This window comes from Chitinophaga varians (assembly GCF_012641275.1).
In the GTDB taxonomy this organism is placed as follows: domain Bacteria; phylum Bacteroidota; class Bacteroidia; order Chitinophagales; family Chitinophagaceae; genus Chitinophaga; species Chitinophaga varians_A.
The window spans coordinates 120,155-135,223 of record NZ_JABAIA010000003.1; the positions used below are offsets into that span (position 1 = coordinate 120,155).

The 15,069-nt window shown below is 50.4% G+C and carries 15 protein-coding genes and 1 riboswitch; of the genes, 13 read left to right on the top strand and 2 right to left on the bottom strand.

Annotation, left to right across the window (positions count from 1 at the left end; genetic code table 11):
• Positions 1–235: 235 nt before the first annotated feature.
• Positions 236–335: riboswitch (TPP riboswitch) on the bottom strand.
• Positions 336–594: 259 nt separating this feature from the next.
• Together HGH92_RS24140 and HGH92_RS24145 are read left to right on the top strand one after the other, a co-directional pair.
• Positions 595–804, top strand: coding sequence for a dodecin family protein (locus tag HGH92_RS24140; RefSeq protein WP_168873383.1), 210 nt, complete (start codon positions 595–597; stop codon positions 802–804).
• Between the two features lie 74 nt (positions 805–878).
• Positions 879–1,721: a universal stress protein gene (locus tag HGH92_RS24145; RefSeq protein WP_168873384.1), complete on the top strand. Its 843-nt coding sequence runs from the start codon at positions 879–881 to the stop codon at positions 1,719–1,721.
• Positions 1,722–1,965: 244 nt separating this feature from the next.
• Here the strand turns inward: HGH92_RS24145 and HGH92_RS24150 are convergent, their stop codons facing one another.
• The gene (locus HGH92_RS24150; RefSeq protein ID WP_168873385.1) at positions 1,966–2,808 is read right to left on the bottom strand and encodes a sugar phosphate isomerase/epimerase family protein; all 843 of its coding nucleotides are present in this window, start codon (positions 2,806–2,808) and stop codon (positions 1,966–1,968) included.
• A 191-nt stretch (positions 2,809–2,999) separates the two neighbouring features.
• On the opposite strand from HGH92_RS24150, the gene HGH92_RS24155 reads away from it, so the two are divergent.
• From HGH92_RS24155 to HGH92_RS24175, 5 genes are all read left to right on the top strand, one after another.
• On the top strand, positions 3,000–3,839 hold the full coding sequence (locus HGH92_RS24155) for a helix-turn-helix domain-containing protein (RefSeq protein ID WP_168873386.1): 840 nt from the start codon (positions 3,000–3,002) through the stop codon (positions 3,837–3,839).
• Between the two features lie 358 nt (positions 3,840–4,197).
• Positions 4,198–5,184, top strand: a complete 987-nt coding sequence (locus HGH92_RS24160; protein WP_168873387.1) for a hypothetical protein — start codon at positions 4,198–4,200, stop codon at positions 5,182–5,184.
• A 143-nt stretch (positions 5,185–5,327) separates the two neighbouring features.
• The gene (locus tag HGH92_RS24165) at positions 5,328–7,028 is read left to right on the top strand and encodes a GMC oxidoreductase (RefSeq protein WP_168873388.1); all 1,701 of its coding nucleotides are present in this window, start codon (positions 5,328–5,330) and stop codon (positions 7,026–7,028) included.
• A 131-nt stretch (positions 7,029–7,159) separates the two neighbouring features.
• On the top strand, positions 7,160–7,381 hold the full coding sequence (locus HGH92_RS24170; protein ID WP_168873389.1) for a hypothetical protein: 222 nt from the start codon (positions 7,160–7,162) through the stop codon (positions 7,379–7,381).
• A gap of 127 nt (positions 7,382–7,508) precedes the next feature.
• Complete coding sequence (locus tag HGH92_RS24175; protein ID WP_168873390.1) at positions 7,509–8,744, top strand: sensor histidine kinase; 1,236 nt, start codon at positions 7,509–7,511, stop codon at positions 8,742–8,744.
• A 4-nt stretch (positions 8,745–8,748) separates the two neighbouring features.
• Here HGH92_RS24175 and HGH92_RS24180 read toward each other — a convergent pair whose 3' ends face one another.
• On the bottom strand, positions 8,749–9,186 hold the full coding sequence (locus HGH92_RS24180) for a winged helix-turn-helix transcriptional regulator (protein WP_168873391.1): 438 nt from the start codon (positions 9,184–9,186) through the stop codon (positions 8,749–8,751).
• Positions 9,187–9,375: 189 nt separating this feature from the next.
• Between HGH92_RS24180 and HGH92_RS24185 the strand changes: the two genes are divergently transcribed.
• From HGH92_RS24185 to HGH92_RS24210, 6 genes are all read left to right on the top strand, one after another.
• A complete protein-coding gene (locus HGH92_RS24185) occupies positions 9,376–10,152 on the top strand; it encodes an SDR family oxidoreductase (RefSeq protein ID WP_168873392.1) in 777 nt (258 codons plus the stop codon).
• Positions 10,153–10,283: 131 nt separating this feature from the next.
• Positions 10,284–11,084 (top strand): SDR family NAD(P)-dependent oxidoreductase, encoded by an 801-nt coding sequence (locus HGH92_RS24190; protein ID WP_247655046.1) that lies wholly within the window; start codon positions 10,284–10,286, stop codon positions 11,082–11,084.
• An 8-nt stretch (positions 11,085–11,092) separates the two neighbouring features.
• Positions 11,093–12,079 (top strand): NAD-dependent epimerase/dehydratase family protein, encoded by a 987-nt coding sequence (locus HGH92_RS24195; protein WP_168873393.1) that lies wholly within the window; start codon positions 11,093–11,095, stop codon positions 12,077–12,079.
• A gap of 14 nt (positions 12,080–12,093) precedes the next feature.
• The gene (locus HGH92_RS24200; protein ID WP_168873394.1) at positions 12,094–13,170 is read left to right on the top strand and encodes a sensor histidine kinase; all 1,077 of its coding nucleotides are present in this window, start codon (positions 12,094–12,096) and stop codon (positions 13,168–13,170) included.
• 7 nt (positions 13,171–13,177) lie between these two features.
• Positions 13,178–13,933, top strand: a complete 756-nt coding sequence (locus HGH92_RS24205) for a LytR/AlgR family response regulator transcription factor (RefSeq protein ID WP_168873395.1) — start codon at positions 13,178–13,180, stop codon at positions 13,931–13,933.
• Positions 13,934–14,085: 152 nt separating this feature from the next.
• Complete coding sequence (locus HGH92_RS24210; RefSeq protein WP_168873396.1) at positions 14,086–15,057, top strand: tail fiber protein; 972 nt, start codon at positions 14,086–14,088, stop codon at positions 15,055–15,057.
• The last annotated feature ends 12 nt before the right edge of the window (positions 15,058–15,069 follow it).

The window sequence follows — 15,069 nt, forward strand, 5'->3', positions numbered from 1 at the left end:
GTGAAAATAAGTGTTTACAAACGGGACATTCATCTTTTCCTGATATGCATGACTGAGCTGGGATTATAACAAAAAGCCTGCCGTAGTGTTTGTCAGCTAATATAACACATAATACTATACGGAAATGAAAAAATTGCAGGATTAAAGGATTGATAATAAACGGTTTGGTGACAAAATGACAACTTATCTAGTAGGTGTATGCAAAAAAAGAAAGGCGCCGGGTTCTCCAGTGCCTTTCTGGTGTTTCCTGCTTTCCTACGCTGGTATTACCCAGTTCAGGTTGTAAGGGTATAATCTCAGGTGTTGTTTTACCAAACCACCCCTTTTCAGAAACATCTGCTTACTATAATGAAAGGACCATGCCAGCGAACATACCTTCCGGAAACCGATTGATTTTCAATGAAAACCTTTACCGGCACAACCTTTTACTGTAGCGGGGATTGCACATTCCGGGTAGCGTTCCGGGGGAAATATTGCCTGCCCGCTTTGTCTTTATGCCTGCTGTAATCCGCCACGGTGCCGGGGTTAACCAAACCGGTAGGCAGTTTGTTTTAATATACACGCCCTATTTTTTCATCATTTAAAACTTTTCTTATGGCTATCGTTAAAGTAATCGAGGTGATCGCCTCCTCCGAAAAAGGTTTTGAAGACGCTGTGCAGAATGCCGTGCAGGAAGTAAGCAAAACCATCCATAATGTAGATTCTGTATTTGTGAAGGACTTCAAGGTACACGTAAAGGATGGTAAGATCACCACTTATGGGGCAATCTGTAAAGTGTCTTTCCGTCTTGATGAACAACGTTGAAACCGGCAGACAGGGATTGGGCGGAGCTAATGTTCAATCCCTTTTTTTTCACCACATCTGAAAATGAAGATGTCATGAAATCGATACTTATATTAACCGACTTTTCCGATGCCGCCTTTCGTGCGGCGGAATATGCTACCAGCCTGGCGCCTTTGCTGGGCGTGGAAAACCTGATCCTCTACCATGCTTACCGCACGATGGTACAGGGCTCCGATATACCGGTGCCCGCGCCACAGGTGGAGAACCTGGTCTATGTGGAGCATATGGAGAAACTGGCCTCCCTGCAGGACCAGCTGCGCATGATGACCGATGCCAACGTGAAGTATGAACTACTGGCGGAAGACGCGTATCTGCCTGACCAGTTGAACAAGCTCTGTCGTGAAAGAAATGTAGGCCTGGTCGTAATGGGCGTTGCAGGCAAGACGGGGCTGCAACAGTTTTTTATGGGCAGCAATACCTCACAGGTGCTGAAAGTAAGTGAATACCCGGTGCTGGTAGTGCCGCAGGAGGCTGTAGTAGGGAAAAAGATCAGCAGCGTTGTTTTTTCCACCGACCTGCAGAATATCTCCAAAGCCTCACTGGAACAGCTGCATCGTTTCCTCGACCTGCTCCGTCCGGAAGTTCATATCGTCAATGTGGAACCGCCCGCAGCCGATAAATATTCTGATAATACCAGGAATGAAATCACGCTGCTGCATGATACCCTGGAAAAGTACAATCCGGCCTTCCATTATGTGACTGGCACGCATATCGCTGACAGCGTGCTGGAGTTTGCGAAAGAACATCACGCCTCCCTGGTGGTGACCGTGCCTAAAAAACACTCGTTTATCTCTTCCATCTTCCATAAAAGCATTTCCAAGGAACTGGCGTACAATTCTCCTGTGCCGTTGTTGTCTATTCCTGCATCGCCGGAATGAACATATTGCGCGATCCCAGGGCTGAAGCCCTGGGCTACGTTCTGTTTCAGGCTGTTTTGTATGGAAACAACTAATGGACCTGAGAATTTTATTTTTGCCCACCCGATCAGTCTGAATCTAATGGTATCCGGGCCGTTCTGTTATTCTTCAGGTGGTTCATAAGAAGAAACCAGACCGAAAATTTTCTACGCTGCCCTCAAAGGAATCTAAAACACAACGTAGCCCAGGGCTTAAGCCCCGGGGATTATGATTTTACGGCATTGGCCACGCCTTTGAAATAGCCTGCTGATTCGGCGATGCCTGGCAGCGGGTCGTTCATGTCTTTTTCGTATTCAATGCTGCAGATGCCTTTGTAGCGTATTTTATCCAGTGCGTTGACGAAGCTGCTGAAGTTGATGACGCCACGGCCTATTTCTGTTGGTTTGCCCTCTTTGGAGGCTACCGTCACATCTTTCAGGTGCAGGTCAAATACCCTGTCTTTATAGGCCAGTACTGCTTTGGCCGGATCTTCGCCGGCGCGTGTGGCGTGGCCGATATCGATGCAGAGGCCCATGCGCGCGTCGCGGTTTTTGATATGTTCCCATGCATTGCGCGGGCCGGGGTACAGTGCGTCTTCCGGGCCGTGGTTATGAATGGCGAGGCGTATGTCGTATTGTTTTACCTGTTGTTCTGTATAGTCCAGTAGTTCGGGCGTGGGTACGCCGACGATCATGGGCACCCCGACTTTTTTGGCATAGGCAAAGGCATCGTCTACCGACTGCTTCGTTTTCATATAGATCACGCCTACAGCGTATACGTTGATACCGCCGTCACGGAACTGTGAGAGTACGGCTGCTATCTGCTCCGGGCTGCTTTGCAGCGGCAGGTGGACATCTTTCAGGGAGATGTGGCTGATATTGGCCCTTTGCATCATCGCGATGGCCTGGTCCGCTTTGAATTTGAAAAAGGTATATCCGGCTATGCCGATGGACAAACGGTCTTTCGCCGGTGGCGGTGTTGCCGGGCGTGCTGCTGACAGCAAAGGCGTGAGGCCGGTGGCTGCCAGTCCCAGGGAGGCCTGCAGCAGGAAATTTCTTCTCGAAGACATAAGCAAACGATTGATGTGGAGGCCAAGATCTTCAAATTTTCCGGTATTTTTAGGGCGAATTTTACCCCTGGCTGGTGTTTTCTGAACAGCCCGGCACAGTATCATACTATGAAGGTGAATGTTTACATTTGTTTGATGGCGGGCATTGGTTGGGAGTGCCGGTCGATAAATAACCTATAAAACTGAGGAAGATGAACCCACGCATGAAAGCCTATACGCCACACCCTGCGCTGCAGGACGTTGTTGCCAACATCACTATCTATGAAGCTGATTTTGCCAAATCACCGGAACTTTCCAATATGTACCGTTTTGTGCCTGCCTATCAGCGGTATATCATGTTTTATATCAAAGACCCTATTAAAGTGTTGCGGGTATACAGCAACGATTTCCAGACCAAGTCGGTGTCACTGACAGTAGGGCCGCTGGAACGCTCCGTAATGCTGGACCTGGGGCGGCATCACCTGGCGCTGGGCGTGGCATTTAAGCCCGGAGGGTTGTTTCGGCTGCTCAATATCCCCATGACGGAAATGCAGGAACAGGACTTCGATACCAGCATGCTGCTGGGCAATGAAATAAAGGAAATCAATGAACAGTTACAGGAGAATACAGATGACTGGGACCTGATGGTCCGTATCGTACAAACCTACCTGCTCAAAAAACTGTCCCGTCTCAAACCTTTGCTGCCGGTAGATCTGGTGATGACCAACCTGGTGGCGAACGCCGGAAATATGACCATCGAAAAGCTCGCTGCCGACGCCTGTGTGAGCGTACGGCAGTTTGAACGTAAAGTGGTGGAGCGTACGGGTATGTCGCCGAAACGTTATGCGCGGTTGATCCGTTTCTGTAAGGCCTACCACCTGAAAGAGCTGCATCCGGAAGCCACCTGGACGCGCATTGCGCATATGAGCGGCTACTATGACCAGATGCATTTTATCCGTGATTTTAAGGAGTTCGCTGGCATCACCCCCTCCATCCTGGACGAGACCTCCCTGGAGAACACGATCCGTCTTCACCGGATGATGAACCAATAAAAAAAATGTCGCATTTGTACTATTCGCCTGTCGGTAATCACGATAATTTTGTTTCCGAAGAGAGGGCAGCTTTTGTCTGACCATCATTTAACACGGTGTATGACAAGGGCTTATAGCCTTAACGCTGCTTTCCTTCCGCCATGCGAACTACTAATTAGCGTCGTCTTAATCAGTAATTCCCATTGTTTGTTGTACCCCAATATTCTTTTGAAAATTCTCTTATGCAGTACCCACCAAAGTAGTAATTGGTTTAAAGTGAAAAAAGCCGCACAGTCGTCTGATTGTTGCGGTTCTTTTATTTATCTTTAGTGAAACCGCATTTCCCACGCCCGCCATAAGGTTACCCCTGCTCTTCGGTATGCTGCTTGCCAGCGGTACCGTGTATGCTCAACAACCCTCACTTGACAAACCCGAGCGGACCGTTGCCGGTGTCTGTCTTTGTTATACCACGCTGGATGATCTGGAAAAGGCCGGTAATGCCCTTCAACCAGTAAAAGTGACGGAAATGGAGTATCCGGAAAAGGCGCTCCGTCCGGACAGTAGTTATGAATATGGCAAAGGATATATTACTGCCAGATACCCGGGCATGATCTTTCAAACAGAACGGAACAGCCGCTATATCACCAAAATCCGGCTTACACCTGATTTCAAAGGCAAACTACCGGATGGAAAAGCGATTGATGTCCGGTGCCTGAAGGCCGCCGATGTGCTCCGGATGTATCCTGAACTGGTAAACAGATGGATGTGGATGTCGCGACCGGGTAGTGATTACCTGATACTATCCAACAGCCTGATTCAGTTTTATGTAAAAAAAGACTACAGCCGGAAGCCCTTATATCCCATAGATGACGCTTACTATAGAAAAAAGCCCATTGCCGGCATCGATCTTGTTTATGGCTGCCATCCTGCGGAATCCGGGCTGGACTTGACAGCGTCTGCGAATTACTATGTAGACAGTGTTTTGGTGCCCGACCTGGACCGGGTATTTGCCTCCGGCAATATTAGCCGTGTGACGACGTTAACGCATTCCACAGACAAAATTTTGGTGGGCAGCAAGGGAGCCATTTTTATCGAAACAAAAAAGTTTGTACGTCACCGTTATTGGAATATCTTCAGCCTGGATGAGGCTTACCGTAAACTGGTGCCGTCGCCGGATGCTGACAGCGGAGTGATATATATCCTGAGAGGAAAACCCTTGTCCCATCAGCCTGAATCGTCTCTCGCCGAAGTTACCGCGGAGACTTTCGCCAGCCTTGTTATTCTCGATAAAGCCGCGTTGAAAAAGCAATACGGCATAAAGAGCCGCAAGCCCGGGGTGGTGGTAAAACTGAAAGGCGATAAATGATCCTGTCAAATCAATGCTCTTCAGTCGGCATGTGGCGCTGAAAGAAGGAAGCAGATCATCTGCATGGCTTTCCGGTCGTCCCTTTTCTGTTAGGTTTGTATGAATATTTTATTATTTTTCGGCCTGCCAGTAAATTCCGTGGAATGATCAATCTGAATCTGAAGGCCGAAGCGGCCAATACATACGACGCGATAGTAGTAGGCTCCGGTATTACCGGTGGCTGGGCAGCCAAAGAGCTGTGTGAAAAAGGACTGAAAGTGCTGATGATAGAAAGGGGCCGTCAGCTGGAACATGTAAAGGATTACGAAACGGCTACCGCCGCGCCCTGGGAAGTGCCCCACCGCGGCGTGCTTACCAACGGGCAGAAAAAAGACCATCAATATCTTATCCGGGAGAAAGTCTACACGGAATTCAACCATAGTTACTGGATGAAAGACGGCGAAAACCCGTACACCGAAGAAAAGCGGTTCGACTGGCAGCGTGCTGATATCGTGGGTGGCCGGTCCATCATGTGGGGCCGCGGTTCCCTGCGTCTCAGCGACCTGGATTTTGAAGCTAATCTCAAAGAAGGCATCGGTATCGACTGGCCGATACGCTATAAAGACCTGGCCCCGTGGTATTCCCATGTGGAAGCTTTCGCCGGTATCAGCGGGCAGGCAGAAGGGCTGCCACACCTGCCGGACGGCGTGTTTCAGCCACCGATGGAAATGAACTGCTTTGAAAAACATGTGAAAGGTAAGCTGGAAGCGGCTTTCCCCGAAAGACGCATGACCATCTTCCGCACCGCCAACCTCACACAGGCCATCGGCGACCGTAACAAATGCCAGTACCGCGACCGCTGCTCCCGCGGATGCCCCTTCGGTGCATACTTCAGCACACAGGCATCTACACTGCCGGCAGCGGTGAAAACAGGCAATCTTACCTTGCTGACAGACTCCCTGGTCAACAGTATCATCTACGACGAAAAGAAAGGCAAAGCCACCGGCGTGCGTGTCATCGACAAACACACCAGGGAGATGACCGAGTATCATGCCCGGATCATCTTCCTCAACGCTTCCGCGCTGGCCAGCACCTTTGTGCTGCTCAACTCCACGTCCAACCGCTTCCCGCAAGGACTGGGCAATGATAACGACGTGTTGGGCCATTACCTGATGGACCATCATTTCCATGCCGGCGCCAGCGGCATATCAGAAGACTTCGCAGATAAATACTACCACGGCCAGCGCCCCGCCGGTTTTTATATCCCGCGCTTTGCCAATGTAGGTAAAGACAAACGGGACTACCTGCGCGGTTTCGGTTATACCGGCTACAGCAGCCGTAACGGATGGGCGAGAGGTATTGCCGAACTGGGCGTAGGCGGCGCGTTTAAAGATTATATCTCAGAACCCGGCCCATGGCAGATGGGACTGATGGGCTTCGGCGAATGCCTGCCCTATAAAGAAAATATGGTCAGCCTTGACCATACCGTGAAGGACGCCTGGGGCCAGCCGGTACTGAAGATCAACTGCGAATTCAAAGACAACGAAAAGAAAATGCGCAGGGACATGGCCGGCGAGGCCGCCGCCATGCTGGAAGCCGCAGGCCTGAAAAACGTACAGCCGTTCGACCGCGATTCCTATCCCGGTATGGCCATTCATGAAATGGGGACCGCCCGCATGGGCAGGGACCCTAAAACATCCATGCTCAACGAATGGAACCAGGTACATGCCGTGAAAAACGTATTCGTGACCGATGGCGCCTGTATGACCTCTTCCGCCTGCCAGAACCCAAGCCTTACCTATATGGCGCTTACCGCCAGGGCAGCCAACCACGCCGTGGAGGAGCTGAAACGACAATCTTTATAGTGTCCCGGGGCTGAAGCCCTGGGCTACATTGTGTTTCAGGCTGTTCAGTATGAAGAGGACGAATGTACCTGAATAACATCTTCACCCAGGGTTTCAGCCCCGGGATCACCAAAACAAATAACGCAAGCGCTATGCATCCTTACTCTGAATGGACAGTAATATTGGTTTTTCTCGTCATCGAAGCTGTGCTGATCGTAAAATACGGCGGAAAAGTGGTGGAAGCCTGGCATCAATACCGGGAAAATGAGGTGGGTGGCATGGTACCGGCCTTCAGGATCATTCTCTTTATTTTGATGCTGACGGCTGCGGTGTTGCTGGACATCATGTTGTGGCCCGCCGGAAAAGAAGGCTAGGGACTGCTTGATAAGCCGATTTTCGCGGTATATTTGCAGTCCTATGCATAAGGGTCTTTCTGGCTATCTATACCAACTTACACTGCGAGCGTGGAATTATATCGTCAATGTTGGCGTAACTCCGCTGATGCCCTTCATTGAATCCCGGCGTACCAAACTATTGAACCTGCTGTCCATTCCCTGCATTCCCTTTATGCTGTTTTTCGCTGTCCTGAACTGTAGCCAGGGCCGCTACCTGTTGGCCGTCTTTAACCTGCTGACCAGCTCTATCAACGTATTTGTATTATGGCTGCACTGGAAGCAGCGTTACCTCAGCGCCCGCATGGTGGCCATTCTCTGTAGCGTGGCGATATACACCGTTACAGGTCTTTTCTTTCACAACGGCGCGGAATATTTCCTGCTCAATATCCTCATCAGCTGCCTGCTGGTGTATGACAATAAATGGCTCAATGCCGGTCTGGGACTGCTGATCATTAGCGCTTTCCTGTTGATTGTGCTGATGCCGCAGCACTGGTACCTGGCAGAACCCGTGCCACGGGTACGGGTATGGGCCAATATAGCCACGTCCCTTGTTTTTATCATCGTGGCCCTGAGTTTTTTCAAACATATCCAGTCAGATTACCAGGCGGAGATAGAAAAGCAGCGGGAGGCGCTGGCCACTATGAACAAAGACAAAGAGAAACTTTTCTCCATTGTGGCGCATGACATCCGCAGTCCGCTGGCCACGCTGGAAATCCTGCTGGACATGTTCCGCAAAGGGGAGTACCCGGAAGATGAGATGGAAGACGCAGCGGCCATCCTGCATAAAAAGATATCCCAGCTGGGAGGCTCGCTGGATAATGTGTTGCGTTGGAGCTCCCGCAGTATGAAAGGTATTCAGGCGCAGCCGGTTAATTTTTACCTGGGACCACTGGCCACTGAGGTCTTGTATTTTTTTGAGATGACGATCCAGCAGAAAGGCATTACGGTGGAGACCAGCATTCCGGACGAACTGATGTTGTATGCCGATAAGGACCAGGTATCGGTGATACTGCGTAATTTCCTCAGCAACGCGCTCAAATTCAGTTATGCCGGTGGCGTGATAGAGCTGAAAGCCCAGATGGCGGGCGCACAGGTAGGCATCAGCATTACAGACCATGGCACGGGCATGCCGCCTACGCAGGTGTTAAACCTGTTCTCCTATAACCAGAGCCCCGGCTACGGCACCAGCGGGGAGCGGGGAACAGGCCTCGGACTGATTCTCTGTAAAGAGTTCGCCCAACAGAACAACGGTACGATCACCGTGGAAAGCAACGTAGACAAAGGCACCCGCTTCACTGTTTACCTGCCGGTCGGCCTCTCTGCCGTCAGGGGAGTGGAATAGACGCCTATACTGCTTTTGCCAGGGTGCGGCGGCGCCGGATTACGGGTTCCTGTTTTATTTCCACAGATTCACCATCTGTAAGGATGCTTTTCTTTTTGCTTTCCATCAGCTGGCGGAAAGTTTCCATATATTCTCCTCCCCATGCTTCCATAGCAGCCACCACGGGCAACATCGATTCACCAAAAGGGGTAAGGAAATATTCCACTTTAGGCGGCATCTCCGGATAGATCACTCTTTTGATGATACCATGAAATTCCAGTTCCCGCAGCTGGAGGTCCAGCACCCGGCGGCTTGCGGAAGGGATGGCCCGTTGCAGGTCGGCAGGTCTCCTCACATCGTTGTTGATCAGATAAATCAGATAGGATTTCCATTTGCCGCCGATAATTTCCATCAGTACGGCCATGCCACAGCTAAAGTTTTTGGGAATCTTCTTTTCGTACATCGTCTCGGTTTTTATACACTGACAAATTTATCCCTATTTCCGCAAACGGGGTATACGGAAAAAATTATCCGTATCCGAAGATAATTGCCATTCTTGACTCTTTCCCTTTATCGGCGTCACTTTGTGTTGTCAAAAAAACGAACAACAAACACATTCGAAGCAAATCAATTCAACACAAAAACAAGTAACATGAAACCAGGTAAATACGAAGGAAAGAAAGTGGTAGTCACCGGCGGAACGCACGGCATTGGATTGGCAACCGTGAAAATGTTGCTCGAAGAGGGCGCTACAGTACTGCTGACAGGCCGCAATCCCGCCAATGTGGAGGCTGTCCGCCGGACGCTGGGCGACAGGGCGCATGCCATTGTCTCCGATGCCGCCAGCATAGCGGATATCAAAGAGCTGGGCGCTATTGTCCGGGAGAAACTGGGCGCTATCGACCTGCTGTATATCAACGTGGGCATCTCCTCCCTGACCATGCTGGACACCGTGACCCCGGAAGCCTATGACCAGGCTTTTGCCATCAATGCGCGGGGCAGCTTTTTCACCGTGCAGCAGCTGGTGCCGCTGATCAGCCGCGGCGGGTCAATTGTTTTCACCACCTCTGTGGCCGACAGTTCCGGTTATGCGGGGATGAGCGTGTATGCCGGCACCAAAGCGGCGTTACGGGCTTTCGCGAAAAATTTCGCCGCGGAATTGTTGCCTAAAGGTATCCGTGTGAATGCTGTCAGCCCCGGCTTTATAGACACGCCTACCATGGGGGTGACCGACGCCACCGAAGCAGAAAGGGCTGCTTTCCGCAAAACCGGCGATATCCTTACCCCGATGGGCCGCCACGGTTCCCCCGAAGAAGTGGCCAAAGCCGTGCTGTTCCTCGCTTTCGACGCCACCTTCACCACCGGCGAAGAGCTGCTGGTAGACGGCGGTATTGGTCAGAAGCTCACACCGGCTGAAAAGCTGGTCTGACGGCTCAGGGTCTTTTTTCCTCAACTCGAAGGAAATTCATTTGCAGTAGCCTCGCGCTACTGCATTTTTGTGTCCGGTAATATGAGCAAAGACAGCGAGGGCTGTTTTGACGACTAAAAGCCAACAATCATATGATGAAACCTGCAAAGTACACAATGATCACAGGGGCCAGTTCAGGATTGGGAAAGGAGTTCGCCCGGCAATGTGCTGCGATGGGCCGGAACCTTATCCTGATGGCACTGCCGGGAGGTAATATGTTCTCCCTGGCAGAAAGCCTCGAGCTGGAATACGGGGTGGACGTCCGGTTTTTTGAATTCGATATGACCAATACCACTTTATTGCAACAAACGCTGGAGGAAGTGATGTCCCAATACCAGGTGGATTTCCTGGTCAACAACGCCGGCATTGGCGGTACGTCCGCTATCACGGACACTTCGCTGGAACGGATAGACAGTATCATCCAGCTGAATATCCGCAGCACCGTGATCGTTACCCGGATGCTGATACCGCACCTGTTGCAACACAAGGAGAGTTATATCATGAATATCGCCAGCATGGCGGCATTCACGCCTATTGCCTATAAAACGGTATATCCAGCCTCCAAGGCTTTCATCTCTTCTTTTTTCCTGGGGTTGAGAGAAGAGCTGTCCGGCACCGGTTTGTTTGTGAGCGTAGTGTACCCCGGGCCTATCATGACCAATTCACATACCTCCCGCCGGATCATCGGGCAGGGCTTTAAAGGCAAAATGGGACTGCTGAACACATCGGAGATAGCAGCCATCGCGCTGAAAGGAACGTTCAGCAAATGCCGGGTGATCATCCCCGGGCTGATGAACCGCATCAATCACACCCTGATGCAGCTGCTGCCGTTGTCATTTAAACTGAAACTGGTGTCGAGGGAAGTGAAAAAGGAAATACAATTTACCATCTGAGCAAAAACATGAAGACAGTACTAGTGACAGGCGCCAACGGTTTCCTTGGCTCCAATCTTACCCGGGAACTATACAGGCAGGGATATGACATCAAGGCGATGATAAGGCCTACCGCCGATCTGAAAGGTATTGCCGATATTCCCTGTGAAGTGTACTACGGGCATATCGATAATCCGGACGATGTGATGGCCGCGGTGGCCGGTTGCAGCATCGTGGTGCATGCGGCCTGTATCACTGATCAGTGGGACATCCCTTTTGAGGAATACGAACGGATCAACTACACCAGTACGCGTTATATCGTGGAAGCCTGTATCCGGCATAAGGTGGAACGGTTCATTTACGTGAGCACGGCCAATACGATCGGGCCGGGCAGCCGCCTGCATCCGGGCAGTGAGCTGAACGGCTTCACCCTGTTCAACGCCAATTCGGGGTATATCAATACCAAATACCTTGCACAGCAATATGTGCTGGAACAGGTGGCGGCATCGCGGCTGCCGGGAGTGGTGGTCAATCCCACTTTTATGCTTGGCCCCTGCGATGTGAAGCCTAGTTCAGGCAAGTTGCTGTTGTACGGTCTGGGTAAGAAAGTGCTGTTTTATCCTCCGGGAGGAAAAAATTTCGTGCATATACAGGACGTGTGCCGGGGAATCATCAATGCGATCATGTATGGCAAAACGGGCGACTGTTACCTGTTGGCCGGGCATAACCTCAGTTACCGGGAGTTTTTTGCCCTGGTAAACCGGGTGGCGGGAGAAAAGAAACTGATGGTGCGTATTCCAAAGGTGGCGCTGAAAATCGGCGGTATGGCAGGATCGCTCCTGCAGCGGTTTACACGGTTTCACAGCAAGTTGAATTACACATCGGCTTACCTGTTGTGTATCGACAATTATTATTCAGGGAAAAAATCAGAACGGGAGCTGCAGGTGAGATATACACCGATTGAAGATGCCGTCAGCGGTGCATTCAACTGGTTCCGGGAAAATAACTATTTTTAGGAGTACGGTATATTATGAATTTCCAGGAAAACGAACCTTTATTCTCCAGCAAGCTGTTCCTGTATCTGTCCAGGATACTGGTATTGTTCACTTTCAGCATTATCTTCAAATCTTTTGACCACACGTTTGTGAATGATTTGCGGGTGATGGACGTGAGGGGGTGGACCTTCAGTCTGGTATACGTGGTTTTCGGGCTGATCGTATGGGAAGGGGCGGTGTGGCTGGCCCGGGTGCTGGAAAAGCGGATAGGAGGCGGCAGCGCTTCCCGCCGGCTGACGCTCCTGTGTTGTGCATTGGTGTTGTATGGTATGCTGGCCGCTATTGGCTTCGGTTTCCTCTATGCAGTCACCGACATCGTACTGTTTCACCGTTATGAAGCATGGGAGAGTTTTAAGCGGCTGAGCTATGATCTCAACTTTGGTATCTTCATGTTTTACCTGCTGATACTGACCTTCAACGGCATCATTTATTATTATACCGCCTGGAAAGAGTACCAGGTGCAGGCGGAGCGGTTGAAGCGGGAGAATATACAGGCGCGGTACGACGCGCTGCGGAACCAGATAGACCCGCATTTCTTTTTTAATTCGCTGAGCGTGCTGACCAACCTGGTGTACAAAAGCCCGGATTTGTCGGCTGACTATATCACACAGCTGGCGAAGACCTATCGTTATATCCTCGATAAAAAATTTGAGAACCTTGTCACCATACAAACAGAGCTGGACTTCCTGGAGTCTTATCTCTTCCTGATGCGCATACGGCATCAGCAGAGCATACAGTTCGGGATCGATATCGATGAAAAAGTACGCAGTAAAGGAATGATACCACCGGTGTCGTTGCAGCTGCTCATCGAAAACGCGATCAAACATAACCGTTTTTCTTCCGCCGATCCGCTGGTGATCAACGTTAAACATGAAGACGGATGCCTGGTGGTGTCCAATCATATCCGTCGCAAAGCCAGCACGGAGATATCGTCCGGTATAGGACTGGAGAACATACAGAAGCGCTACGCGCTGATCAGCGAACAGGGAATTGAAGTATTGCAGGCCGGTGATATGTTCATTGTAAAAATTCCGATTATAACTGCCACATAACTGCCACATGAAGATAGTCATATTTGAAGATGAGATGCATAATGCCGAACGCCTGATACAACTGTTACGCCAGTACGATCCGCGGATAGAAGTCGTAGCCGTGATAGAATCTGTTGCGGAAGGCGTTAAATGGCTGGAGCAGGGCATTGCCGCAGACCTGATGATGATGGACATCCAGCTGTCGGACGGCAACTGCTTTGAAATGTTCAGCCAGGTGAAAGTAAGTACGCCCATTATCTTCACGACCGCCTACGATGGTTTTGCGTTGCAGGCTTTTAAGGTGAACAGTATCGACTACCTGATGAAGCCGATAGATGCAGAAGAGCTGAAGCGGGCATTGCAGAAGTACGAACATTTCCGGCCTTCCGCCGCTACGGCCATCAGTATAGAGCAGCTCGCCGAAGAGTTCATGAAACGTAACAGTACCCGCTTTATCGGCAAAATCAACAATCAGCTGGTATATGTGAAAGCACAGGACATCGCTTACCTGCATTTTTCCAAAGGGATGACAGTGGCCACTACGGTCGCGAACCAACGTTTCCCGCTGGACTATTCGCTGGACCAGATAGAGAAGATGCTGGACCGCAACGTGTTTTTCCGGATCAACCGGCAGTTTATCATTCACATTGATGCCATCAAAAAAATAACGACCTATTACAATAGCAGATTAATTCTTCAATTAGCGCCTTATGTTGATACTGATGTTATTATTAGCCGTGAGAGGGTGGCGGAATTCAAGAACTGGCTTGAAGGCAAAAGCTAATGCCGTTAAGCAGTGAATAACGTGGCGACCTTCCTGTACTGGACTGCGGCAAGATAATTTTGCCGGTATGGTTCAAGATTTTTTCACGATAAACCGGGAATACTGTTCCCGGTTTTTTATTATGTTTGTGACGGACCCGTTTAAACCCTTTTATGAAAAAAATATCCCTGTACTGTACGCTAACAGTGTTAGCCTTTTTGTTAATTTTTTCCGGTGCCCGCGCGCAGAGCAATGATGTTTATGTTACCTCCGTCACCTTTCCCGGTAATTATGTAGTGGGCGACTATGTAGAGTTTCTGAAAGCAGTTCCTTCCAATGCCGGTGCCTCGGGGCACTATGAGGTGTCAATTTCGTATACACGTGGCAACATTGCCGCTGCGGCCACGTTCCTGGTGAGTGTGTCTCATGCTAACCCTGATGTATGGCGGGAAGCCGGCCGTATCAACAAAGGAGGGTATGTTGAATCTGCAGTTGAAAGTTTTGCAATCGACGTAAATTCTCAATACGGAAATACGCGTTTCCGGGTGAGGGCGATGGCCACCTGGGGTGTTGCGTCAGACATAAGAGTGGATATTAAAGTTCGTTCGGTTAACTTCACCGACAGCTGGGTGCCCCTTAGCGCGAAAGGAAACACAGCTGCTCCTGCGGGGCTGATGCCTATGACCAATGAATGGAACCTATTTGTTGGTAATCCGTATAGCGCTGCCTCTGCGAAGGTGGCTATCACCGCCAATATAAATGGCGACGTAGGCATCGGTACCCGCACGCCGCAGTCCAAACTGGCCGTGGCAGGCACTATTACCGCACAGAAAATAAAAGTGACCGCTACCGGCTGGCCTGACTATGTGTTCCATAAAGACTACCAACTTCCCTCCTTGCAGGAAGTGAGAGATTATATCCAGACCAATGGTCATCTTCCGGAAATACCAGCGGCGGCAGTCGTGGAAAAAGAAGGACAGGACGTAGGGGAGATGAACAAAGCGCTATTGAAAAAAGTGGAAGAGCTGACATTGTACCTGTTGGAGGAAAATCAACAGCGTAAAAAGTTGGAAGCAGACATGAGCGCGCTCAGGGATAAGCAGCGCATGCTGGAGCAGCAGTTACAGGCTTTGCAGCAAAAGTAATTTCCCGGCTGT